The following is a 26,056-nucleotide window of genomic DNA, read 5'->3' as shown; positions in this document are numbered from 1 at the left end:
TATTTTAGAAGTATATTTTGGGAACATCAACGTTTTTTTAGAGCTATTGGTTTGGGAACTGTAATTACTAAGATTGATTATTGAAATATGATATAAAGGATAATAAGGGTTACTAGTAATGCGCCGGCATACAGTCGGACATCCTTGATTCCCTGAAATTCGTTATTCGTTATAAATTGCCAAGGATTGTCCCAGGTATATTGAAGCTGGTCCGTACTTGGTCTAGGTGTTAGATAGCTGATTATAAAATAAACCACAGAACAAATGCAGAAGAGCCACCATGCCTGCATCATAAAGGGTATTCCCCAGGTTTCCGTAATTATACTTGGTTTTCCATATAGGGTAGGGATAAAATCGGCGGCAAATGCACTAATACCAAGAATAAACCCAAAAATCAAGGTAACCAGGGAGGCTTCCTTGGTACCCCTTTTACTGAATACTCCAAATAGAAATACTGTAGCGATTGGAGGAGCCAAGGCGGCGGCAATCTTGTTGATGGCCTCAAATATACTATTGAATCTTCCTCCTTGGGTAGACCAGGCCATGGCTAAAATCATGACTGCCACTGCTACATATTTTCCTATTTGTACTTGTTTTTTATCGGACAGGGATGGTTTAAGCCTTTTGGCTATATCGATAGCTACCAAAGTGGAACAGCTATTAAGGGCAGCGGCTATAGTACTCATAAGGGCGGAGAGCAGCGCAGCTGCAAAAATGCCCTTTATCCCAATGGGCAACAGTTCATTGATCAGTACGGGTAAAGTTTCATTACTGCTGGTTATTTTGTCCTTAAACAAAACGTAGCCAATAACTCCTGGCAAAACCATAATAAATACGGGAAGGATTTTTAAAAAGCCAGCAAAAATAGGTCCTTTTTGGGCATCGTCTTCACTTTTTGCAGCCAATACACGTTGCACAATGGTTTGGTCCGAACACCAATACCATAGTCCTAAAATTGGATAACCCAGGAATATAGCGTACCATGAAAGCCCAGAATCTCCAGCATTATCTCCAGATCTAAGCATGCTTAGTTGATCTGGTTTTATTCTATCCTTAAATTCGGTTAAGGTATGTACTCCAATGTCAGGCAGTGCATTGATGGCAAATATGGTCAGTATTACAGCACCAATAATCAATACGACCGTTTGAACGGTTTCAGTAATTACCACTGCCTTTAATCCGCCTAGGATAGTATAGGTGGCTGTAATGACCGATATTATTATGATGGAAACATATACATCGATACCAAAAAATGATTTAAATACTATCGCCCCTGCGTAAAGGCTCATTCCAATGTGCACAAATAGTGCCCCCAATATGGCCATAAAGGCCAAGAATGATCTAGAGGGGGAACTATATCTTCTTTCCAAAAATTCCGGTAATGTGGAAATTTGACTCTTGAAGTAAAAGGGGGCAAAAATAAGCCCAAGGAAAATAAGTACCACAGAGGCCATCCATTCAAAATTACCCCAGACCAATCCGTCCTCAAAGCCCGAAGCTGCCAAACCTACCAAATGTATGGTGGAAATGTTACTGGCAAACAAAGCGGCTCCAATTATAACCCAATTTAAACTACGTCCGGCCAGGAAATAATTGTCAGACGTCATTTTAGTCTTTCCCGTGGACATTATTCCAAGAACTAGGATACCCACAAGGTATAACAAGATTATAATTAGATCAATTGTGCTCATAGAGGTTTAGTCGTTATATGCTCCAAAATCGAAATCCTTGTTCTTAAGGGGTTTAAGATATTGTCTTACACTTTCAATCATATCTTGCGCTACCGGCTCTTCGATCCAATCAATATTTTTGTTTAAAAGACTTCTTTCGTTACAACTAAATAGGGTAGTTGGAATTTCTGGGTGGCTTATAGCGTATTGAATGGCTAGTTTTTCAATTGGGACATTGTTTTCCGTACAAAAATTAAGCGTTTTGTTTATCACATACAAATCTTTATTATTAATTGGATACCAATCCGGAGGACCTTGCCGGGTCAGCAATCCACTTGCGAACGGAGAAGCACTAACAAGACCCATTCCCTTGGCCTTAATTTTAGGCATTAAACCTAGAAGCTCATCATTTATAAGTGTGTGGTGGTTGTGTACCAATACGGTGTCCAGAACATAATTGGGAATAACCTTATTGAGCACATCCATAGAATAGCAGGAAATTCCAACGGCCCTAATTTTTCCTGACTTTTTCAAATCTTTTAGTGCTTCAAGGCCTTCGGTTAAAGCCATTTCCAAATGCTTTCCTTTATTATATTCAATGTCGTGTAAAAAAAGTAAGTCTATGTAATCGGTCTGTAGCCGTTTTAAGCTGCCCTCTACCGATTTCAATATGGCTTGGTAGCTAAAATTTAACTCAGGGGGCAAAGATGATATTTTTCCAGCCTTGGTGGAAAGGATTATTTCCGAACGCTTTAAATCTTTTAATGCCTTACCTAATAAGGTTTCCGAGGTAACTGGCCCATAGGCTGAGGTGCTTCTGCCATATGCCGGGGAAGTGTCAAAATAGTTGATGCCCCTGTCAAATGCAGCATGCACGGTCTTTATGGCCTCATCTTTTTCCACCCCATTGAACATACCGCCAATTGCCGAAGCACCAAAGCCCAATTCACTTAATTTTATGTTGGTTTCACCTAAGGTATTGTACTTCATACTTGGTTAATTTTGTACTACGATTTTTATGTCTTCATTGGAATTGGAAGCTTTTTTCATGGCTTCAGGTATTTCGTCAAAAGGAAATCGTTTTGTAATTATTTTTGTTAAGTCTATTTTTTGATCCTCCAAAAGTTTTAGGGCCAAGGTGTATTCTTGGTTAAAGCGAAATGAGGGTTGAAAAGTAAGTTCATTTTTCATGAAAGCGGCGAAAGGAAATTGTGCATTGTCATGGTGCATGCCCAATTGAACTATTTTTCCACCCTTTTTTACAAACTTCACGGTATTCGTCAAAATAGTACTGGCACCGGATGCCTCCAACAAAATGTCAAATCCGTTGGGGGCCAAGGAAAACAGTCCTTCCTCAAAATTGGGCTCCAAAGGATTTAGAGCAGCAGTGACCCCTATTTCGGATGCTTTTTCCAATGCAGCTGCCCTTATGTCCGTTATTACTACGGGTTTGGAAGTGTATAGGCATGCTGCCATATGGCATAGTTGTCCAATGGTACCTGCACCGGTAATAAGCACAGATTTTCCCTCTAGGTCCCCAGCTATGGTGAGTGCATGTAGTACCACCGAGAGGGGTTCCAACAATGCGGCCATTTCGTAACTGATAAAATCCTTTAAGGGAACACAGTTCGCGGCCGGAATTTTAACGTATTCTGAAAAGCCTCCATTGAGATGGGGAAAAACACTGGCCGATCCCAAGTACTTCATGGAAGGGCAAAGATTTTGTTTTCCAGCTTTACAATGGACACAGGTTTTACAGGGCCTGGAAGGATTAATACTTACCCTGGTCCCTTTTTTCAATTCAGGATATAAGGGAGATTCTTTATCTATTTCTCCGGAAAGTTCATGTCCCAGGGCAAAGGGTGCTTTGGGAATGAAATCCCCAATCTTGCCATCCTTATAATAATGGATATCCGAACCACAAATGCCCACCGATCTTACCTTGACGATAACTTCATTTTCGTTAGTATCTTCAGGGTAGGGGATATCACAAAACCGCATATCGGTTTTTCCGTACAATAAATATGATTTCATATTTCTGTGATGGTGTATGTTTTGCCCTTTACGGTGTTGAATTCGATAATTTTGTTTGCACGTTTTTTAACACTGACTGGTTTGCCATCTTGGAATACCTTTACCTTTTTGTTGGTTTTTAATCTAAACCTTTCACCTACTTTTGAAAGTACTTCGGTGGAGATAAGCTCCTTGTTTTTCCAACTGAAGTCGAGCTCAAATCCTCCTCTGGCGCAAACACCTTTGAATTCGCCTTCGGACCATTCGGTAGGAAGTGCGGGTAATAGTTCTATGTATCCTTCATTGGATTGGATGAGCATTTCCGTAATTCCGGCAGTAACTCCTAGAGAGCCATCTACCTGCAAAGGTTTTCCACATTTTGCAAAAAGTGAGGCGTAGCACTGCTCTTTTAAATATCCCTTGAATATTGAGTTGGCTCTGTCCCCATCGTTTAAACGGGCCCAAAGGGCCATTTTCCAACCTCTGGAGAAACCTGTGCCACCGTCACCACGTTGTTCCAATACTTTTTTAACCGGCCCTATGAATTCAGGGGTACGGTTGGGAGAAATTACATTACCGGGGTAGAGGCCGTATAAATGTGAAAAGTGACGGTGTTTGTCTTCCATTTGTTCGTAATCCTCCGTCCACTCCTGTAGCATACCGTCCCTGCCTACTTGGGAGGGAGGAAAGCGATCTCTAGCTGCAAGTACCGTTTTGGCATAATCACGGTCTATATCCAGTATTTCCGAGGCCTCTCCATAATAGGCAAATAGATCTTTTAGTATTTGCATATCCATTGTGGCACCGGCTACAATGGTGGTGAAATAATACATTCCGGTAACCTCGTCATAAAAGTATTCGTAACCCTCACCTTTAGGTGGATTTTCGGGCGAATTGGAGGGATTGGTAACCAACCAGTCCTTTCCGGGGTATTCCACTAGGAAATCCATGAAAAAATCTATCGACCCCTTGATGATTGGGTATACTTCTTTAAGATATTCTTTGTCCCTAGTAAACAGATAATGTTCCCATAAATGCGTGGTCAACCATGCGCCCCCAACGGTGTAGGTTCCCCAGGTTGGTCCGTCCATTGGGGCAGCGACCCTCCATAAATCCGTGTTCTGATGAAATACCCATCCCCCGGCACCATAATGTTCCTTGGCTACCTCTGCACCCTGATCGGTAAGTTCCTTTACCATGGTAATTAAAGGTTCCGAAAGTTCGGATAGGTTGGCCGTTTCAACTGGCCAATAATTCATTTCGGTATTTATATTGGTAGTGTATTTTGAATCCCAGGCGGGGTTCATGTCATTGTTCCAAATTCCTTGAAGGTTGGCGGGCTGTGTACCAGGTCTTGAGGAAGCTATTAGAAGGTATCTTCCAAAATTATAGCAGAGGGTGGCCAATTGTGGATCTGGCTCTGTTTGAATTTTGGACATACGTTCGTCCGTTGTCAGGTATGAATTATTAGTGGTTGGGAGCGTCAGTGAAACCCTATCGTAATATTTTTTGTGGTCCTCAACGGCGCTTTGTTTCACCTTTGTAAAGGAGCTGCCTTCCAAATGGGCCATCATTTCCTCTACTCTGGCATGTTCGTCTGCACTAACGTCCTTATAATTGATAAAGTTGGTTGCGGCTACAAAATAAATAGTAACTGCATTGGCATTTTCAATCTTTAGTCTGCTTCCTTTTAGGGTCATACTGCCTCCTTCGGGAATGGCTTTGATCCTAGCCTCGTATTTTAATTGACCATCAACACCTAGGTAATCGGCCGACTTGCCGGTTAGTTTTAATTGGTCGTTGCCCAAGCCGTCCATTCGAAAATAATCTGTGGCATAGTTGGAATGGGAGTTGTTTCTTACCCCCCTTAATTCGGCATCCAAGGAAATGCTCCCCGCTTTGTCTGCGGATATGTGAACGGCAATGGTTTGGTCTACTGCCGAAGCTATTATTTCCCGTGTATAATTAATACCGTTGGCTTTGTATTTCACGGTAGCGATTCCCGTTTTTAGATCAAGGGTCCTACTGTAATTTGTGACACTATCTTTCCCGAAAAAGAGATGTAAGTTGGCCATGGACTGATACTTCTGTTGTTCTACGGGGTATCCCATAAGAGCGCGACCAAATAACTTATGGGCTTCTATAGGTTTACCTTCAAAAATGAATTTCTGTATTTTGGGAAGTTCCTTGTAGCCTCCTTTTACTACTGTGGAATAAGGGCCTCCTGTCCAATAGGTCTCCTCATTGAACTGAATTTTCTCCTCTCCATGTTTTCCATAAACCATTGCGCCCAGCCGACCATTGCCAACAGGAAGGGCTTCTTCCCATATAGAGGCAGGTTCATCAAACCATAACATATTTGCGGGGTCAATTTTTTGGTTATTTGCTTGTAGGCCTGTAGTTGAAATCCCAGGAGATTGGCCAATAAGCTGAACTCCCACAAAAAGAATTGAAAGGAATAGTTTCGATTTTATTTTCATATGGATAGAATTATAAGTAGTGTTTTTTTGAATTTTTCGAAATGTTATTAGTGGATACTTTATTGTGCGATTATGCCGGATTCCTTTTTCTTTAAATTTTTGTAGTAAGAGGATTATCAAAAAAAAAAGGAGTAGCAGCGTATGATGTTCTGCTACTCCATGACTAACTCAAACTAACTCAATAAACAAAATATTTAAGTTCTCTTGCAGTATTCATTTTTGATGAATATCATTTCTGCAATTATCCTTCTTTTTAATCCATTAGGTTAAAAGCCTTTACCTCAGAAAATAGAAAACTCTTGTATTCAATGTTATTAATATAGATTTAATAACTTTTGTAAAGTTAAAGATTATAATATAATATATTGCCAATAATATTAGCTTTAAACTGTACTATATTAACAAGGTATTGCTTTTAAAGCGAAGTTGAATGATTAAGGCAAGTGTAATAAGGAATTACATTATTGATAACCATTTGGATAGTTAGGTTGTATTATTCTGATTTGAATGGATAAAAGGCTTCATTCTTATTAATATAATATAAATAAGTTGCTGCGTGGGTTGAGAATTATTAAGGATTTATTGTTTTATCTTTTGAATAAGATAATAGATTGTTTGTCGAATGGGCAAAGATACTTTTAGGAGGATCTGTGGTATATTGTTAATAAAAGAGAATCGTCCTCCAGGATAATTTCCACTAGGACCATTCTCTTTTATATTAAAGTTGTTGCCTAGGATTAAACTAGTGTAGACTGTTTATAGTCCGGCTACAGTATAGGTTTTTCCTTTCGTAGTTTTAAATCCTACAATTCCGTTCTTAAGTTTTTTTACCTGGATTTGCTGGCCATCCGAATATACTTTTATTTTTTTTTGGGTTTTTAGATTGCATGGCAACCCTGCTTTGGATAAAATCTCCAAGGATGTCAGAGCTTTGTTCTTCCAGCTAAAATCGAGTTCAAAACCTCCTCGGGCACATACGCCATCAAAATGTCCGTTGTCCCATTCAGAGGGAAGAGCGGGTAACAGATCTATATACCCTTCATGGGATTGTAGTAGCATTTCTGTAATTCCTGCAGCTACGCCCAAAGAACCGTCCACTTGAAACTGCCTTGCACAAATGGCAAATAGTGAAGGAAAACACTGTTCCTTTAGATAGCCTTTAAAGACCTTGTTGGCTCTGTCACCATCTCCCAATCGTGCCCATAGGTTGGTTTTCCATGCTCTTGACCATCCTGAGGCGCCATCACCCCTCAATTCCAGCACTTTTTTTACAGGTTCTATCAGTTCCGGGGTCTTGTTCACCGAAATTACCTTTCCGGGGTATAGACCATATAAGTGGGAGGCATGCCTATGATTTTTTTCCATTTGGCCATAATCTTCCGTCCATTCCTGAAGGGTTCCGTCCTTGCCAATTTGAGAGGGTACCAGGCGTTTTCTTGCTTCAAGAACCTTTTTTGCAAAGTCAGCATCCTTGCCCAGGATTTCCGAAGCAGATCCGTAATAGCTAAACAGGTCTTTTAAAACTTGCATGTCTATAGTAGATCCTGCGGCAATAGTAGTGAAGTAGTACATTCCTGTTATTTCATCATAGAAGTATTTATATCCTTTTCCCTCTGGCGGGTTTTCCGGAGAATTGGACGGATTGGTTACCAACCAGTCCTTACCGGGATACTGCACAAGGAAATCCATGAAAAATTCAACAGAGCCTTTCATCACCGGATATATTTCTTTCAAATATTCCTCATCTTGCGTATAGAGGTAGTGTTCCCACATGTGGGTGGTAAGCCAAGCTCCCCCAACGGTAAAAGTACCCCATGTTGGGCCATCCATTGGCGCGGCAGTTCTCCATAGATCGGTGTTCTGATGAAAGACCCAGCCGCTAGCACCGTAGTGTTCCTTAGCAACCTGGGAACCTTGATCCGTCAATTCTTTTATCATGGTGGTCAAAGGCTCTGAAAGTTCGGAGAGGTTCCCTGATTCAACGGCCCAATAGTTCATTTGGATGTTGATGTTGGTGGTGTACTTGGAATCCCAGGCAGGATTCATGTCATTGTTCCATATCCCCTGTAAATTGGCTGGTTGTGTCCCGGGCCTGGATGAGGATATTAAGAGGTACCTTCCAAAATTATAACAAAGGGAGGCTAACTGTGGGTCCGGGTTATTTTGGGCATTGGTCAAACGTTCATCGGTTGGTAATAAAGAGCTTGGGGTAGTAGGCAGTGTTAATGAAACCCTGTCAAAGTAACTCTTGTAATCGGTTAAGGCATCTTCTTTGATTTTGCTGTATGTATTTTGATCCAATTTTGTCAGCACTTCTGCAACTCGCGCCTTTTGGTCGGCACTTACGTCCTTGTAATTCACAAAATTTGTGGCGGCCACGAAATACAGGGTTGCGGCATCTGCATTTTTTATACTCAGAATAGTGTCGTCCATCTCCATGATACCACCATCGGGATAGGCCTTGATCTGAGCCTCATACTTAAGTTTTCCCTCAATACCAAGATAATCGGCCGATTTTCCTGTGAGTCTTAATTGACCGTTTCCAATACCGTCCATTTGAAAGTAGTCTGTGGCATAGTTGGAGTGGGCGGAATTTCGGACCCCACGAAGTTCGGCATCAAATGAAATACTACCGGGTTTGTCGGCTGTAATGCGGATGGCTATAGTTTGATCAATGGCTGATGCAAATACCTCTTTGGTGTAGTTTACATTGTTCACGGTGTAAGTGTCTTTTACAATACCGGTTTTTAGATCCAATGACCTTCTGTAGTTTTCAACACTGTCATTTCCGAAAAACAAATGTAAGTTGGCCATGGACTGGTATTTCATTTGTTCCACAGGATACCCCATCATGGTGCGTCCAAATAGCTTATGGGCTTTAATGGGTTCGCCGTTAAAAATTAGTTGCTGAATCTCAGGAAGATGCTTGTAGCCTCCTTTTACAACGCTGTTGTAGGGGCCTCCTGTATAATAGGTGTCTTCATTGAATTGTATAATCTCTTCCCCATATTTACCATATACCATAGCGCCCAGGCGTCCATTTCCCACCGGCAGGGCCTCTTCCCATTTGCTTGCAGGTTGATTGTACCAGAGTACCGTTGCAGGGTCTAAAGAAGCCTGTTCGGTTGTAGGCTGGGGGTCTTGATCTGTATCGGATTGGGCAATCAAAAAATTCCCGAAAAGGATAAATGCGCAGAATATTAATTTTTTTAAATCCATAATATGTACTTGTTAATTAACGCTGTTCAATTATGTTGAACCACTAGCTTTTTTAATGTGATATATTTTCCAGGCCCTTGCCGGCCAATCAATTTGTAGGCTACATTTCGAACAGTATAAAGCAAGGGCCGTTACGCCCCTTGTTTTATACTGTTCTATAAGTTGTTTCCTTGTTTAAAATAGAATTTTACATCACTGATATTGTTCCAGTCATCGGTTTCATTTCCACGTCCAATAATTTTAACATAACGGGCTTTTCTAGAAATTGAATAGGTATCATATGTAGTTGTAGTTTTGGTACTGGACAAGCCTTGTTTTACAACCATAAAGGTTTGATTGTCCCTGGAAACTTCTATGTCAAAATAATTTAATTTTGTCTGCCCATTTTTAAAGTTAATCTCAAAATCACATAGATCATAAACTTCTCCTAAATCGTAAAGCAGGTATTCTCCATCACCTTTGGACGCCCACGCCGTAGTAGGGTTATCATCCAAAGTGTTTTCTGGGCCTGTTGTGGAACTGGATTTCACTGAAAGCGGGGTGACTTCAGAACAGGAGGTATTGTCTACTTCCGGTCTTCCATCAGGAAAGTATAAATCCAAAATATTTTGTATTTGATTTACGGCTGCCTGTCCTTCTGCAGCATCGTAATCATTCCACCATTTCTTAAGGAAGCCCGGGTAATAACTTTGCGAAACATGATCGTAATAGGAGCTTTTTTGAATTTTAGTTTCAGAAAAGTCTTCCAATCCAAAATTCCTAAAGGCAGTGTTGTCCATAGGAACGATGGTTTTGTAATATGATAACTGATCGTAAATTGCAGTAGATTTTTTTAATTTATTGTTTTGTATTTCAGCTTCCAAGTTTTTGGAATCAATTGGATGAATACCCCAAAAATGAATAAGCGGTCGCAAATCATAGCCAGCAGCTTGGGACATTCTTAAGATCCTGTCATCTGTAGGAATCTCGTTAACGCGGTTGGGGAAGGAATAATTTATTTCTCCCCTGTCCCACATTTTACTTGTATTTGCATAAAAATCCTCAATAGCTTCCCAGTTAAAAAGTCGCACTAAATCTGCATATTTTGCGTGCCCTCTTGGTTGGTATGAGAATTCCTGACGGTATTCTCCGGTTTGGGAACTCATGGGGTTGCCTGTTCTGAAGTTTTCGGTTATCATCCAACTAATAGCTGCTTCTTCAATAGAGTGGGATATTCCGTAGCCATTAAATGATTCTTCAAAAGCCTTGTTCAATTCTACTCCAAACTTTTTGTTATGGACGGCTACCCACAGGAAATTGATCATAGATTCAATTTCACCTTTAAACTTATAGATTTTTTCAGCGTGACCTTGTTCGTGGAACAATACGTTGGTTAGATATCCCCTTTCATTTCTAGGGCCATCAGTTAAATAACTACTGTGATACCCCTTGTAATCAAAGTAAGGATCATAATCTACATTTGATTGTGGATATCCGGGGAAGTTTGCATTGCCTCTTTTTATGACGTCCACTTGCATGTAGATAACCGTCTTGGATCTTAGAAGTGGCCGACCTAGAAGTGTTGAAATGGCATCCATAGCCATATCCCAATCATTCATAGTAGCTTCAATGCCATCAAAAGCATAAATCCATGATGTTGGCACCTGCATCATCACTTTGTCAGTTTCAATATCTGTCCATGGGGCTGCATGCAATCGTTCAACGTTCAGCCAATCGCTCAAACTGGTCTTATTGGCTACGGTTCTAGCATAATATGGGGAACGAACCACATTTTCTAGGGTAATATTAAGGATGCCCAAATGGTGTTGATACGGTACATTGATATATACACCTCCTCCCAACGGATTGGCAATGGTAGTTGTGGTGCTATTTATTTCGTATTTCGTTGTTACGCGATCCATTCTTTTAATGGTAGGTTTTTTTGTTAGATCCCAAGTGTGGGCGCCTACCAAAATGGTGGCTCCAATACCAACCAAAGACGATGGTACGGTTACTTTTGCAATACTTCCCGGTGCCAAATAACAACCCGTGGGTCTCCTTGCATCTTCGGTTTCGTAATTGGCCGGTGTACCAGGTTTACGCACATGGGTTCCATTAATTTTAATAGTGAAACTTTTAAAGGCATCAGCAGGTGGTGCAACCGATCCTGGGAAATAAGAAGAGGTTTTAAATAATCTATTGTTAAATAATTGGGGATATGCCACTAGGTTGGCTTCGGTGTACGAGTAATCAATGACAGATTGCATAATTACCAACATTAAGTTCTCAAGTTCGTAACCCGATGCTGTTCTGTCAAAACCTCCTTTAGTTCTATTATTTGTAGTAAATAGACCGCCGTATTTGGATTCGTACAGTGCAATTGCGTCTAAGGCTAATTTGATAACCTTAATATTATCAGTAAATAATTCACTTTCCTTGGCAATAGCACTGCCCAATGATTCCAAATTGGTTGTCGATAATATGGTTTTACCTAAAAGATGTTTTTTGACTTTTTTTAATTCAACTAAAAGTCCAGTATTGTCTGGTGTATTAAAAATGGGTGCACCAAGTAAATAGGGATCTTCAAGGGTGTCGTGGTTTACCTTGTTATTGTTGGTCCACAAAGAATTGGAACTATTCCCTGTTTTTGCGGGTAGAATGACCATGTTTGCCAATGGGCCGAATGTGTTTGCTGTGCTATGGGCCTTCTCCAATAACAAGTCATGAGCAAAAATTGATGTTGTTAGTGCAAACAGGTGCAAAGTTAACAACTGTTTGAGCCATAGGTTGTTTTGCATATCTAAGCTTTGTTTAAATTATGGATTAAGAAGCTTACAATTGGTTTATTAAATAACTTCCGTTATAGAAAATCCTTGGTGTTTTAGAGGTACAATATTATAATTATAAGATATAAAACAAGCATAACTTATTGGCACAATACTATACTATTTCAATAAAATAGAATTCACGGAGGTTACCGTTTTTATAAATAGTTGTATTTCTAATAATTTCTATGAAAATCCTTTTTGTCATTATTTTTTCAGGCCCAGGAACAAATAGAGTTTTGGAGCTCTCGTATTCACTTGCTAAATTGGGCATTTCCCTAAGGTGGTCCTTTGAATTGAACCATTGTTTAAATTCCGTTCTTTGCTTTTGTAATCTACATTATTCTCCTCCCAACTCTATTGATGTTGCCCATATTCTTACATATTTCCAATCGTTCATTTTTCTACTGTCGCTAGAAGGGGTGTCCCTGGCAGTAAACAGGCTTTAAAGTAAAAGTTCATTTTTCCATTCCTTTTCCTAGCCATATACAGACAATATAAGGAGTTCAATACAAGAACCATTGTAGGTGTAAATTTATTAGTGAACCTCAATTTTGAAAAGTTAATAAAACGCACTTAAAATTGCAGGTTGAACCAAGCCCGCCTTTTTTTTTTTTTGGCGGAATCTAGGTTCAGTACCTCGACCCTTGGTTCGATTCCTGTTATTGGTTTAAGGGCTAGCCTTAAGGTTCAATACCTTTTGTTAATCTTCAATATTAAGGATTTTGTAATCTGATATAATTTTTAAGCACCGTAACGGATTGTCCTTTAAATTAAAAAGAGTAGCATAGAAATAAATCTATTGCTACTCTTTGTAAATTCAATGCTTTGAAAAACTCAATTCAATTCAACTTGTATAATTTATTTTTATAGAGTTGCAATGTTAGCTCAACATTGTTTATCTGAGGTTATGTTTAATCAACATCCCACCAGACACCAGCGCCAAATTTTTCCTCTATGATTCCTGGTTGGGCACTTATGGCACCATTAAATCCGTCTGGATTGGATATGGCTTCACTGTGTGGATAGGGTTTTCTAACAATAGTACCCTTTCCTGGATACAAGGTTTCTACAGGTTCTGTAGTGGCTACATAGACCGGGTAGCCTGTACGACGTACTTCTGCCCAACCTTGGTTACCGTCAGGGTAAAGAGCGCACCATTTTTGTTCTCCGATCAACTCCCTTTGATCAACACCTCCATTGAAATCTACAAGTGGTTCCGAAAGATAGGTCCCAACTTCCAGACCGTACTCATCAAAACTGGCGGTAATAGCTGCTTCATAGGCTTCCTCTGCTGTCATACCAACATTCCAGCCATTTAAGGCGGCTTCAGCTAGTATAAAAAGTACTTCTGAATACCTCATAATTCTAGTGGGCGAATCGGCAGATCGAAATTCCTCAACTCCCATGATGGAGAGATCAGGAGTGTTCTGACCAAGTGTTCCAAGGGGAAGTCCCACGTATTCTCCGCTAGTGGCAGCTGGCTCAGCATAAACGGCAAGCCTGCCTAAATCGTTTCTTGTTTTTAGAAAATCTACCAAATAAGCTGATGTTACGTTTTCTTGTTTGGCAGCTTGGGTTGGATCCATATAATAAGGGCTACGGTAGGTGGCATCCTCAGGTAGCCAATATTTGAAGGCAGCACTGTTGTTGGAGTCTATAATAGGGAAGGTACTGGGGTTGGCCATAATTTCCTCTATTCCGCCTTTGGCCGTTGTTGGGTCTATCAATGACATGCGCATATATACACGTAATAGCAGAGAGTTGGTGAATTTTTTCCACATGGTCATATCACCATCAAATATTACATCTGCGGTACCCATACTTTTAGAGGTATCTATCATGGCGTTGGCAGCCTTCAATTGGGCAATGATGTCCATATATATGCTCTGCTGGGAATCATATTTTGGGTATATGTTCGGACTTTCACTATTATCAGCCATAAGCGCTTCGGAGTAAGGTATATCGCCATACCAATCCGTCATATTCTGAAAGGCATATGCTTTCAGTATTTGAGCTACGGCAATTGCATTGTTATCTTCCGCCTCTTCGGCTAAATTAATAGCTACCTGTAGATTTTTTAGGTGTCCGCTATATACGTTAAAATTTGTTCCGGCACCGGTTTGCTCATAACGGTCGTTTTGAACGTATACATCGCGTACATTATATCGGGCCCAACTTACCTCAAAATTAAGTATTGGATTGTACGTTTTTATGATACTGATTTCGGCATTGGTAATCAAGGTTTTATAGGGTACCGATGTCAAATCATTTGGACTGGTGTTCATTTCTTCAAAATCCTCTGTACAACCATAGATCAAAGAACTTAGAATAATTGCTGATATTAATTTTATATGTATGTTCATCTCATTTTCAGTTTAAGATTACAATTAGTTTATTTAATTTTTAGAAGGTAATTTTTGCCCTGAATCCGATATTTCTTGCCGATGGATTAGAAGCAAATTCCGACCCTTGGGAAGATAGACTGGCATCTTTATTGGCTACCTCTGGGTCAAAATTTTCGTTCTTTTTGTAGAGTAGCGCAAGGTTTCTTCCAAATATAGAAAGATCCATACCCTTAAGACCAATCTTACTGATCAAGGTTCTGGGCAGTGAATAAGACAATGTAATTTGTCTTAGTTTTACATAAGAGGCGTCATATAACCATCTTTCCGCCCTAGCAAAGGAATTCCATCTAAAACCATCCAAGTCTTTGTACACGTTGTTTGGGGTACCGTCCTCAAATACACCATCAAAAAGATATCCGCCCCCATCTGATAGAGGGTCCCTTACGTCTACTCCATTAGGGTTTAATCCTACGGTACTGGTCAAAGCTCCTGTGGCCCAACCATCTTGATTGGTTCTTGAATATACATCGCCTCCAATTTTAGCGTCTATGAGTACACTTAAATTGATGTTTTTGTAAGTAAAGGAATTGTTAAGTCCACCTATCCAATCGGGCATAAGATTTCCCAATTTTTTTATTTCACTGGTAAGTGGTACACCATTGGCATCCACAATGGGTTTTCCGTTTTCATGGTATACAAATCCTTTTCCATACATATCACCATAAGAACCACCAACATCTGCTACTACATTAATTTGATTACCTTCCGTTTTGAACAGTTCCAAGCGTTTTATATCACCATTTAACGCAACAATTTCACTTGTGTTGGAGCCGTAATTGGCGGTTAAATCCCATGAGAAATTTTTGGTCTGTATTGGGGTTCCGTTCAAAACTACCTCAATTCCTTTGTTGTCTACCTGACCGGCATTGATAACCTGTGTGTTATATCCGGAAGTAGGGGATACAGGAGCGCTTAAAATTTGATTCTTTGCAACCGAGTTATAAAGGGTTACGTCAATTCCCAATCTATTGTTGAAGAATTTTAGATCCAATCCAAGTTCTTTGGAGGTAATTAGCTCATTTACCAAATCGGCAGGGGGCATTGCAGTGCTAAGGCTAAAGGTAGGGTTTTCTCCATATGGTGTTGCGGCGCTGTAGGTGGCATTTAATCTGTATGGATCCGTATCGTTTCCGACCTGAGCTACACTTAATCTTACTTTACCAAAGCTAAGAATGTTCCTATCCGTATTAAAGGTTTCGGAAAATATCCAGCTCGTGGTGGCCGAGGGGTAGAAGTAGGAGCTATTGCTACTGGGTAAAGTAGAGGACCAATCATTCCTTCCGGTCAAATCCAAATATACCTGGCTCTTGTAACCTAATGAAACGGAAGCGAAGGCACTCTGGATTTCCTTTTCCCTTTGATAGTAAGTGGTAGTCGGTGTTTCCTTGGCATTGGACAAGGAATATATATTGGGTACCACCAATCTATCTACGGATGAAGTTTGTAGTCTATATTGGTTGTTCATGATATTGGCACCCAAGTTGGCGTTCAATGATATGTCATCTGTGATGTTCTTAACGGCAGAAAGCAATACATCTGCATTTATTTCCTGTCTAAAGTAATTACTTACACCGTATCGTCCTTCTGGGTCATTGTTACCATAATATGCTCTTATAAGTTCCACTTGTTCATTGGAATAATCAATACCCGCCCTCGTAGATAGGCTTAACCAGTCATTAAATTGATATTTAAGGGAACTTGAACCAATAAGTCTGTTTTTGGTCTGTGGGTTTAAGTTTTTATACTGTATCCAATAAGGGTTGTTATGCCATCTGTTGATCCAGCTAATTTGGGTTCCATCGGGATTTTCTATGTTGTTTTTCATATAGTCCCAATCCACTTGCCTTGCTGTCCATATGGTCTGCATACCGATGTTGTTAAAAGTATAACCTGCTCCGTTCAAGTTACCATTGGAATTGATATAGGAACCTTTGGCTTCAAATGAAAGCTTATCCGTTAAATTGGTATTACCGGAAAAATTAATGGTATTCTTAACCTGGTTGGTATTTGGTACCATCCCTGTTTGATCCGAATTGGTTATGGAAAGGCGCATATTTCCCCAATCACCACCATTGGTTAGAGCCACGTTGGTAATTCTTGTAATTCCGGTTTCATAAAAGTTCTTTATGTTATTGGGGTGAGAAACCCAAGGGGTTGGTATACGTTCCCCGGTTGTGGGGTCTATGGGGGAATTAAATTGAGGTAGGGATAGAATTTCTCCAGGGGTTTGTGGAAAACCGGCCTCTACTGCCCAGTATAATTTCCCGCCTGGAGCAATGTCTTCGGCTTGGACCGTATAATCCAAACGGGGACCAAAACTTTCATCTACACCGTCATTGCTGCCTCCATTTAGACCGTCTTTATACCAAAATTGTTGTCCACCACCTTGGCCGTATTCATTCTGGTAATCAGGAAGTAAAAATGGGCTGCTAAGGGTAACGGTATTCTCTACTGCTACAGAAAAGCCTTTTCCTTTTCCAGTTTTAGTGGTGATCAATACAACGCCATTGGCTCCTCTGGAACCGTAAAGTGCAGCGGCATTTCCACCTTTAAGAATGGTCATTTCGGCAATATCGGAGGGGTTGATGTCTGCTGCCCCATTACCCATATCCGTGAAGTCGTAACCTCCTCGGGTGCTAGATACAATCGTATTGTCGATTGGTATGCCATCTACCACAAACAGTGGTTGATTGTTGCCGGTAAGCGACTGGTTTCCTCGAATGGTAATTCTCGATGAAGCTCCAACGTTACCATTGGAATTGTTGATTAAAACCCCGGCCGACTTTCCGGCCAAAGCGTTAATGACATTGGTCTCGGAGGTGTTTTTAATATCGTCCCCGGAAAGCTCCTGTACTGCATATCCAAGAGCCTTTTTCTCCCTAGTAATACCTAGTGCGGTAACAACTACTTCTTCCAATTGGGAGGCATCCTCCTCCAGGGCTACTGATATAGTGGATTGTCCGGAAACATTTATTTCCTTGCTGACGAATCCTAAATAGGAAACAACCAAAACGGCGTTTGGATTGGATACAGAAATGGAAAATGCCCCATCAAAATCTGTTTGCGTACCATTGGCTGTTCCTTTTTCCAAAATGTTGGCTCCAGGTAATGGAAGTCCATTGCTGTCCAAAACCACTCCGGTGATTTGTTGTTGTGGATTGGTCAGGCCGCTGGAAAAAGTCGTGGTCTTGTAATTTTCTAACGCATTGTTCGCTATTGTTTCAGAGGCATAATTAATACCACTTGGTAAAGTCACCATGGCACTTAATATAAGTGTTAAGGATGGCTTTAACACCATGTCAAATTTAAACTTCCGGGGCAGTTCTTGCCTAAGTTTGTTTTTTTTTGTCATTACATGAAATGTTTAATGTTAGATAATGTTCTGTTGTTGGTTAGAATCGCTGCATTTCAGCTTTATTTGGTTCAACAAGTTTATAGTTTAATACCTAGACCAATGTTTAGGAGGCATGGTACAACGGATCCTTGGGGTTGGAATACCATATTACCTTTATAAATAGACATATTATAATGCTATATTGCTCCTAATTGCAGTTTGGTATAAGTAAAAATAAAATCTTATTAAACCTTTATTAATAATAGGATAAAATTAATTTTTTAAATCCAATAAAAAGGGCGGTATCTTAGCGTATTGATGTACTATATTAACAAAAGGTTAAGAAGGGTTTTATTGGAAGTAATACCCTGATAAACAATGTATTTGTAGGGATGGCAAAAGGTACCTTCCAATATTTGCTTTATGTAAAAATTATAGGGGCAAAACTTTGAATAGTACAAAAGTTAAGCCCCTTACAAATAATTTTAAAGGAAAAAATGGTTGGAACCTTATTAGCGTCTAATGACTTTGCGTATACTTATTTAACAAGACTTGTAAGATACTGCTCCAGTGACCACTTTGTTGTTCTGAAGGGCGGCTTCTATTTTTTTTGCGGTTTTTGTTATGGCCAGCCCTCCAAGACCTGTACATCTTAAGGTGTGGGGTATTGCGTCCCCGACCCTTTTCATGGTTTCTATTACCTCATCAAGCGGAATTACCTGGTCATAATCGGATAGGGCCATGTTTGCGCAGGAGATGGCTGTTGAGGCGGCCATCACGTTTCTGTTTAAACAAGGCGCTTCCACCCTGTCGGCTACGGTATCGCATATTAAACCTAATGAGCTTTGTAGTGCCATAGAGGCTGCCGCAAGTGACTGCGAAAGACTTCCGTTCTGTAATACAACTACCCCTGCGGCTGCCATACCTGAGGCAGATCCGCATTCCCCCATACAACCTCCAACCTCTGCTGAAAAGGTGGCGTGGGCCGTAATGAATACTCCGATCAATCCTGCGGCCAACATGGCTTGTACCTTTTGGTCCCTGGAAAACCCTAAAGTAGTAGCGGTGCCAATAATAGTTCCGGGCAATGCTCCGCAGGAGCCTGCCGTAGGAGCGGCCACTATAACCCCCATAGAACTTTTTATTTCCATCATAGACGAAGTGAACATTATGGAATTATTTAAAACGTCGCCGGGTACCAGTTTTTTTTCTTCCTTATTTTTTTTGAAGATAAGGGATTGACTTCCTAAAATACGGTCTTGGTAATGTGTGCCTTTTAGGCCAAGGTGTATGGAGTTTTCCATGATGTCTACAATACGTCCCATTTTGTCCATAACCTCTTTTTTGGAGATGTTGCCCCTTTGGCTCTCATAGTCGGCGGCCAGCTCCCAAAGATTTAGGTTTTTGTCCTTGTTGTATTCCAATAGCTCTTCCACTGTAATAAATGGAACGGTAAGGTTTTTTCTTGATTTTATGGGGAGTACGGGATCTAAGGTCCGTATTTTTAATTGCATTTTCATTGCTGATACATGCGCCAAGAGTTGCCTTTGTTCCTTTTCGTTGGATTGGACCAATAGAAAATTGATGGTGCCAGAATGAAGCGATGCTTCTCCAAGGTTCATTTTGGAAATTGATTCCAAAAGTTCTGGAGCCGAATCACTATAAATCAGTGTTAGGTTAAAATCGCCCATCAAAGATACCGGGCTTTGGTCTATTTCTATTATTTCGATCATTCCACCCCCTGTAGAGAGGCCAATAACTTGATGGGTCTCTTTCTTGTTTTTTAAGGTAATTTTATAGGTGTTGGGATGGCTGGCACCTATGGGGTGAATGTCTATATCTATTTTAATGCCCGCATTCTTAATGTGCATTTCATAATCCTTTAGCCGCTCATCATCGGCATTCCAGCCCAATAGTCCACCAAAAAGCCCCATGTCCGAACCCTGTCCGGAATGGGTCGTGGCCAGGGAGCCATTGGGGTCAAATTCTATATAAACTTCCTCAATACTGTTGTTCATTAAATCTCGGCAAATTCGTCCTATCCGCAGTGCTGCTGCACAATGGGAGCTGGAGGGACCCCTCATTACCGGGCCTATTACGTCATTAAAAATACTAGGATATGTTTTCATAAATGTAATGTATAAGAGCTTAAGCTAAATGGTAGTTTTGCGCTTTTTTATATTCTTAGTTTAGTATTCCGAAATCTAGAATTTGTTAAACTTGATCATAGTTATTTATCTATTGTTCAAATCTATCAATTCGTTGATATTTTTTCATGTATTATTATAGCTGAAGTTAAGACTTTTTTTGTAAATTAACTTTTTAATTTAATATTAGAAAGTGATTTTATGTCAAATGTAGTTGCTTTTAAGGTGCCCATGCAGAAAAATATGTCGATTCGCATTGAAGAATGTGATGGCGATCATGATTACGATTTGGTCCATTTTCATGAGGAATGTCAACTCACCTGTATTATGCAAGGCAGTGGTTGTCTTCTGGCAGGTTCCAACACTTTTAATTTTACGCCTGGGGAGGTGTATTTGTTTGGCAGTAATTTGCCTCATGGATTTAAAACAGAGGGTGGAAATGGAGGGGACGAATTGGTAACCGGCGCTAGAAGGATCAGTGTTTTTTTTAATCGGAATGTTTTTGAATCCCTGTTTGAGCAGAATCCCGAAACAAGCTCTATAAAGAATTTACTGGATTATGCATCTTTAGGTTATAAGTTAAGTGCAGGAAATTCCCAGGAAATTCTTTCTAAAATAGGACGGTTGCGTAATGTGGACGATTTTGATAAAGTACTTGAATTGCTGGATATTTTGGATTGCATTTCCAAGGACGCCCAAGGCAATTATCTTTCTGCCTGTGAGGCAGTAGGGGCGGATTTGATTGATGGGGATATTCATAAGATCAATGAGGTATTTGCTTTTACCGAAGCACATTTTCAGAAAAGGATATCGTTGGCCGATGTGGCTGGTCATTTTAAAATGACGCCTCCCACATTTAGTAGGTTTTTTAAGTCCAGAACACAAAAAACATATATACAATTTCTAATTGAGTTACGGATAACCAAAGCTTGTGAATTTATTAGGTCCGGTACCCATAATACAACGGAGAGTTGTTTTAATTCCGGATTTACCAATATCTCCAGTTTTCATCGACATTTTAAATCTATTAAAGGTATGACCCCTACGGAATATAAATTGCGTGTTTCATCCAATTTCAATTAGACAAATATTTTTACAGATAATTTTTATAATCCATATAATATGAACGCACATCCTTATAATGTTTTGTTACCGGAAAGCGGTACGCCTGTAGTTGAAAAATGGAATGTAAACAAGTTTTATCAGCAGATCCATTTTCACAAGGAATTTCAAATTACCATGATCCAGGAGGGAAGTGGATTTCTTTTTGTTTCGGACAAAGTTGTTCCCTATGAAAAGGGTGATGTCTATTTTTTTGGTAGGAATTTGCCTCATGCCTTAAAGACTAATAATGAGTCTATGGAGAATTCACGTAGTGGCTCCAAGGCTATTTCATTGTTTTTTGATCAAGATAAAATCAAGGAATCCTTCAGAAATGTACCTGAAGCCTATAGGATCAATAAGCTCATTGAATCTTCGCATTATGGAATTAAAGTGAACAGGGATAGTGCAAGGTATTTAACGGATTATATTGAAGAACTTACTACGAGTTCCGGTCTAAATAAGTTTATATTGTTTTTAAAATTGCTCAATGTGGCTTCTAGGGATAATAATGTAATGTTATTATCTCCTAAGGCCGCGCCCAGTAAAATTGGGGTTGAAAATGATCCTAAAATTGCAAAGATTTGTGCTTTTGTGAAGGATAATTATAGGGATTTGATAACGCTTTCTGAAATAGCGGATTTGGCCCATATGTCCCCTACGGGCTTCTGTAGGTTTTTTAAATCCAAGACCAAGAAGACGTTTTCGCAATATTTGGCCGAGGTGAGAATTGGTAGCGCATGTGAACTGCTACATGATGCCGATTATAGTATTTCGGATTGTGGATATGGTAGTGGTTTTAACAACCTATCCAATTTTCATAAACAATTTAAAAAATACACCGGGATGTCCCCCATGGAATATAGGTCAAATATCAATAATAATTAGACGCCTTGGTTAAAATCTGCAGCCTCATATTTTGTTTGATCCTTTTATAAGAGGGCCGTTCAATAATTTCATAAAATTCACCGCTCAAATAGTATCACTATTTGCTAATTTGGGCAATATGTGCTGCCATGGGACTTTGTAATATTGTTGTTCCCGAACGTGTAAGATTTTTATGGAACTGTAATTTTTGGTTCGGGTTACTGAGAATAGTATTTAGAAAATAATAAGGATTATGAAAAAAGGGATTTTGGGAAGCATACTGTGCTTTTTGTTTTTTATTGGGAATGGTCTGGCACAGACTGGATCTACTTTACAGTTACATGATATATACAGGAATAGTATTTACGGCCAAAAGGGGTTTGGTCCAGTGCGCTGGATGAAGGACAACAAAGGATACTCTACCCTAGAGGCCAATAAAGAGATAGGGGGCAGGGATATTGTTAAATATGATGCAAAAAGTGGGGCTAGGTCGGTTTTGGTTTCCGCAGCTCAATTAATACCCCAGGACAAGAAAGTGCCTATTACCATTTCGGATTACCAATGGTCTCTTGATAATAACAAAATTCTCCTTTTTACCAATACGCGCAAGGTATGGAGGTATCACACACGTGGCGATTATTGGGTGTTGGATCTAAAGACCAATAAATTGGCAAGGTTAGGGCGTTCATTACCTTCGTCGACCTTAATGTTTGCGAAATTTTCTCCGGACGCTTCCAAAGTTGCTTATGTAAGTGAATTGAATATATATTCAGAAAATCTGGAAGATCATAAAATAGATCAGCTTACCAAGGATGGGGGGGATAATATAGTAAATGGCACATTCGATTGGGTATATGAAGAGGAATTAAATTGTAGGGACGGCTTTAGGTGGAGCCCGGATGGTAAACATATAGCCTATTGGCAATCGGACACCAAGGATGTGGGTACCTTTTATATGATCAACAATGTGGATTCCATTTACTCTAAACCAATCCCTATGCCTTACCCTAAGGTAGGGACGGAACTTTCAACAGTAAAGGTGGGGGTGGTATCTTTGGAAAACGGTACTTCCAAATGGTTCAAGGTTCCAGGTGATCCAAAGAACAATTATTTGGCGCGTATGGATTTTATACCCAATTCCAATGAGGTAATGATCCAGCAATTAAATCGAAGGCAAAACACCAATAAGGTCTATATTGGTAATATTCAGACCATGGATCTTGTTAATATCCTAACGGAAAAAGATGATGCCTTTTTGGATATTCATGACGACGTAAGATGGTTGGAAAATGAAAAGTACTTTACTTGGTCCAGTGAAAGGGATGGGTGGTTGCACCTTTATAAGGTATCTCGGGATGGCAGTGTGGTACAGCCTATCACTAAAGGCAATTTTGACGTGGTAGAGATCAACTGCATAGATCCAAAGGGTGGCTATGTATATTATATTGCTTCCCCGGATGATTACACCCAAAGATATTTGTACAGGAGCCGTATAGATGGACAAGGGGAGGCCGAAAGAATAACCCCGAGCTCCAATTCAGGCCAGAGCTCCTATCAAATATCCAATGATGCCAAATGGGGGATCCAGGTATTCCAGAATGCGGTTACCCCTCCTAAATATTCCTTAATAAGTCTTCCCAATCACAAACAAAGAAGAATTTTGGAGGATAATAAGGAGTTAAAGGCCAAATATGAGGCCTTGAAATTGAATCCAAAAGAGTTTGTAAAGGTAGATATCGGTGATGAGGTTTTGGATGCCTGGATGATTAAACCAAAGGATTTTGATCCGACCAAAAAATATCCGTTATTGTTCTATGTTTATGGTGAACCAGCAGGTGCTACCGTTCAGGACAATTGGGGTGGCGGCAGTCTTTGGGATCAGTATATGGCCCAACAGGGTTACATTGTAATGAGTGTGGACAATCGCGGAACCAAGACACCTAGAGGCAATAAATGGCGCAAATCCATTTATGGGCAAATAGGTATTCTAGCTTCAGAGGACCAGAGCAAGGCCGCTAAAAAAATATTGGAAACCTATAATTTTTTGGATCCATCCAGAGTAGGGATTTGGGGATGGAGTGGCGGTGGCCAAATGACACTGAATTGTATGTTTAGGTATCCAGAGATCTATTCTTCGGGATTGGCAGTTTCCTTCGTGTCAGACCAAAGACTTTATGATGCTACTTATCAGGAAAGATATATGGGGCTGTTGGAAGATAATGCCAAAGGCTATCACGATGGATCTCCAATTAATTTCGCGCAGCACTTAGAAGGGAACTTAATGATTATTCACGGTACCGCTGACGATAACGTACATTATCAGAGTTTTGAGATGTTGGTCAACAAACTGATAGAACATAATAAGATGTTTAATATGATGTCCTATCCAATGAGGGCGCATTCAATATATGAAAGGGAAAATACTTCTTATCATCTTAGGCAAACTATGGAAGGTTTTTGGAAAAAGAACCTACCTGCCGGGGGTAAATAACCTCAGGGGTTCATTTTAAATTAAAACTGGATAAATACGTTAATTTCAATTAGGATAATCTTTTAGATATAAATCATCAAATCTATGTTTGCAAAGGAGGAATATATTGTAAGAAGGGAAAAATTAAGGAAATTGGTGGGTGATGGATTGCTCTTATTCCTTGGAAATGAGGAGAGTGGTATTAACTTTGAGCACAACACTTATCCCTATAGGCAGGATAGTTCCTTTATTTATTTTTTTGGGCTTCAAGTACCTGGATTGTATGCAGTAATTGATTTGGATGGGGGTAAGGAGATTATTTTTGGGAATAATTTAACCATAGATGATATAGTTTTTACCGGACCTATTGAATCCTTGGAAGAGCAGGCCCATAAGGTAGGGGTAGCTAGTATATATCCAATTGGTAGTCTTGATGGTTATATTGGTGAAGCCAAATCCAATGGGAGGAAGGTCCACTATTTACCGCCATATCGTCCGGAACATATTTTGAAATTGTCCCAGTTGTTGAATTTATCGGCTAAGGAGGTTTCAAAAAAAGTATCTACCGATTTGATAAAGGCCGTAGTAAAACTAAGGTCTATAAAGTCCAACGCGGAGATCTTGGAGATTGAAAAAGCCGTGAACACCACTGTGGAAATGCAGTATAAGGCCATGGAGATCGCTGAAGCGGGTATGACCGAGGCGGATTTGTTCGGTGCGGTTCAAAATATAGCTATGGCCAACGGAAATAACACTTCATTTCCTTCCATAGTAACGATTAACGGTCAAATACTTCATAATCATTTTAGGGGGAATCTCTTAAAAGAGGGAGATATGGTCCTATGCGACTGTGGTGCGGAAAACTTCTCAGGATATGCCGGGGACCTTACTCGTACCTTTCCTGTAAACAAAACCTTTAGTGTTAAACAGAAAGAAATTTATGATATAGTCTATAGTTCTTATAAAACTGCTGCTGGCATGCTCAAGCCCAAACAGTTATTTAGGGATGTGCATCTTGCCGCATGTAAAGAAATCGTACTGGGCCTAATTGATTTAGGGTTAATGAAGGGCGATGCGGATATGGCCGTTGAGGCAGGCGCACATACCTTGTTTTTTCAATGTGGATTGGGGCATATGATGGGGCTGGATGTCCATGACATGGAGAACTTGGGAGAGCAATATGTTGGTTACACCGATGACCTACATCAGAGTAAGGAATTTGGGTTTAAATCCCTTCGTATGGGCAGGGCCCTGGAAGAAGGAATGGTCTTAACCGTAGAACCGGGAATTTACTTTATTCCCGAACTTATAGCGCTGAGAAAGAGCGAGAATAAATACTTTGAATTTGTCAATTATGACAAATTGGAAGAATACAAAAGCTTTGGCGGAATCCGCGTCGAGGACGATTTCCTAATAACGCAAAATGGTAGCCGTTTGTTGGGACCCAAGCTCCCTACTACTTCTATGGAAATAGAGGATTTTAGGATTTCCAAAACCCGACTTTAGAAATTTTATTTCAAAGCCCGGTATTTCAAGTCCAGTG

At 40.0% G+C, this 26,056-nt stretch carries 13 protein-coding genes; 4 read left to right on the top strand and 9 right to left on the bottom strand.

The window, feature by feature from the left end:
- Window positions 1-77: 77 nt before the first annotated feature.
- From B9Y87_RS06845 to B9Y87_RS06805, 9 genes are all read right to left on the bottom strand, one after another.
- Entirely contained in the window at window positions 78-1,691 is a 1,614-nt protein-coding gene (locus tag B9Y87_RS06845) for a sodium:solute symporter (protein ID WP_085497436.1), read from the bottom strand.
- Between the two features lie 6 nt (window positions 1,692-1,697).
- Window positions 1,698-2,660 carry an aldo/keto reductase gene (locus B9Y87_RS06840; RefSeq protein ID WP_085497434.1) on the bottom strand — a complete coding sequence of 321 codons (963 nt, stop codon included), beginning with the start codon at window positions 2,658-2,660 and terminating at the stop codon, window positions 1,698-1,700.
- A 6-nt stretch (window positions 2,661-2,666) separates the two neighbouring features.
- Window positions 2,667-3,704 carry an L-idonate 5-dehydrogenase gene (locus B9Y87_RS06835; RefSeq protein WP_085497432.1) on the bottom strand — a complete coding sequence of 346 codons (1,038 nt, stop codon included), beginning with the start codon at window positions 3,702-3,704 and terminating at the stop codon, window positions 2,667-2,669.
- Complete coding sequence (locus tag B9Y87_RS06830) at window positions 3,701-6,163, bottom strand: glycoside hydrolase family 95 protein (protein WP_085497430.1); 2,463 nt, start codon at window positions 6,161-6,163, stop codon at window positions 3,701-3,703. The genes B9Y87_RS06835 and B9Y87_RS06830 overlap by 4 nt, the downstream gene beginning before the upstream one ends.
- Window positions 6,164-6,919: 756 nt before the next feature.
- Window positions 6,920-9,382, bottom strand: coding sequence for a glycosyl hydrolase family 95 catalytic domain-containing protein (locus B9Y87_RS06825; RefSeq protein ID WP_085497428.1), 2,463 nt, complete (start codon window positions 9,380-9,382; stop codon window positions 6,920-6,922).
- Between the two features lie 155 nt (window positions 9,383-9,537).
- Entirely contained in the window at window positions 9,538-12,159 is a 2,622-nt protein-coding gene (locus B9Y87_RS06820; protein ID WP_085497426.1) for a M60 family peptidase N-terminal accessory domain-containing protein, read from the bottom strand.
- Between the two features lie 941 nt (window positions 12,160-13,100).
- Window positions 13,101-14,552 (bottom strand): SusD/RagB family nutrient-binding outer membrane lipoprotein, encoded by a 1,452-nt coding sequence (locus B9Y87_RS06815; protein ID WP_085497424.1) that lies wholly within the window; start codon window positions 14,550-14,552, stop codon window positions 13,101-13,103.
- Between the two features lie 40 nt (window positions 14,553-14,592).
- Window positions 14,593-17,946 (bottom strand): SusC/RagA family TonB-linked outer membrane protein, encoded by a 3,354-nt coding sequence (locus B9Y87_RS06810; RefSeq protein WP_085497422.1) that lies wholly within the window; start codon window positions 17,944-17,946, stop codon window positions 14,593-14,595.
- A gap of 524 nt (window positions 17,947-18,470) precedes the next feature.
- Window positions 18,471-20,057, bottom strand: a complete 1,587-nt coding sequence (locus B9Y87_RS06805; RefSeq protein ID WP_085497420.1) for an L-serine ammonia-lyase, iron-sulfur-dependent, subunit alpha — start codon at window positions 20,055-20,057, stop codon at window positions 18,471-18,473.
- Window positions 20,058-20,276: 219 nt separating this feature from the next.
- Between B9Y87_RS06805 and B9Y87_RS06800 the strand changes: the two genes are divergently transcribed.
- The 4 genes from B9Y87_RS06800 to B9Y87_RS06785 all read left to right on the top strand — a co-directional run bounded on the left by B9Y87_RS06800 (window position 20,277) and on the right by B9Y87_RS06785 (window position 26,019).
- On the top strand, window positions 20,277-21,158 hold the full coding sequence (locus B9Y87_RS06800; protein WP_085497418.1) for an AraC family transcriptional regulator: 882 nt from the start codon (window positions 20,277-20,279) through the stop codon (window positions 21,156-21,158).
- Window positions 21,159-21,197: 39 nt separating this feature from the next.
- Entirely contained in the window at window positions 21,198-22,064 is an 867-nt protein-coding gene (locus B9Y87_RS06795; protein ID WP_085497416.1) for an AraC family transcriptional regulator, read from the top strand.
- Window positions 22,065-22,296: 232 nt separating this feature from the next.
- Window positions 22,297-24,534, top strand: a complete 2,238-nt coding sequence (locus B9Y87_RS06790; RefSeq protein WP_085497414.1) for a S9 family peptidase — start codon at window positions 22,297-22,299, stop codon at window positions 24,532-24,534.
- An 84-nt stretch (window positions 24,535-24,618) separates the two neighbouring features.
- Window positions 24,619-26,019 (top strand): aminopeptidase P family protein, encoded by a 1,401-nt coding sequence (locus B9Y87_RS06785; RefSeq protein ID WP_085497412.1) that lies wholly within the window; start codon window positions 24,619-24,621, stop codon window positions 26,017-26,019.
- Window positions 26,020-26,056: the final 37 nt, after the last annotated feature.

The sequence above is a fragment of the Arenibacter troitsensis genome (assembly GCF_900177645.1).
Taxonomy (GTDB): Bacteria; Bacteroidota; Bacteroidia; order Flavobacteriales; family Flavobacteriaceae; genus Arenibacter; species Arenibacter troitsensis.
This window is presented reverse-complemented; position numbering and strand designations above follow the sequence as displayed.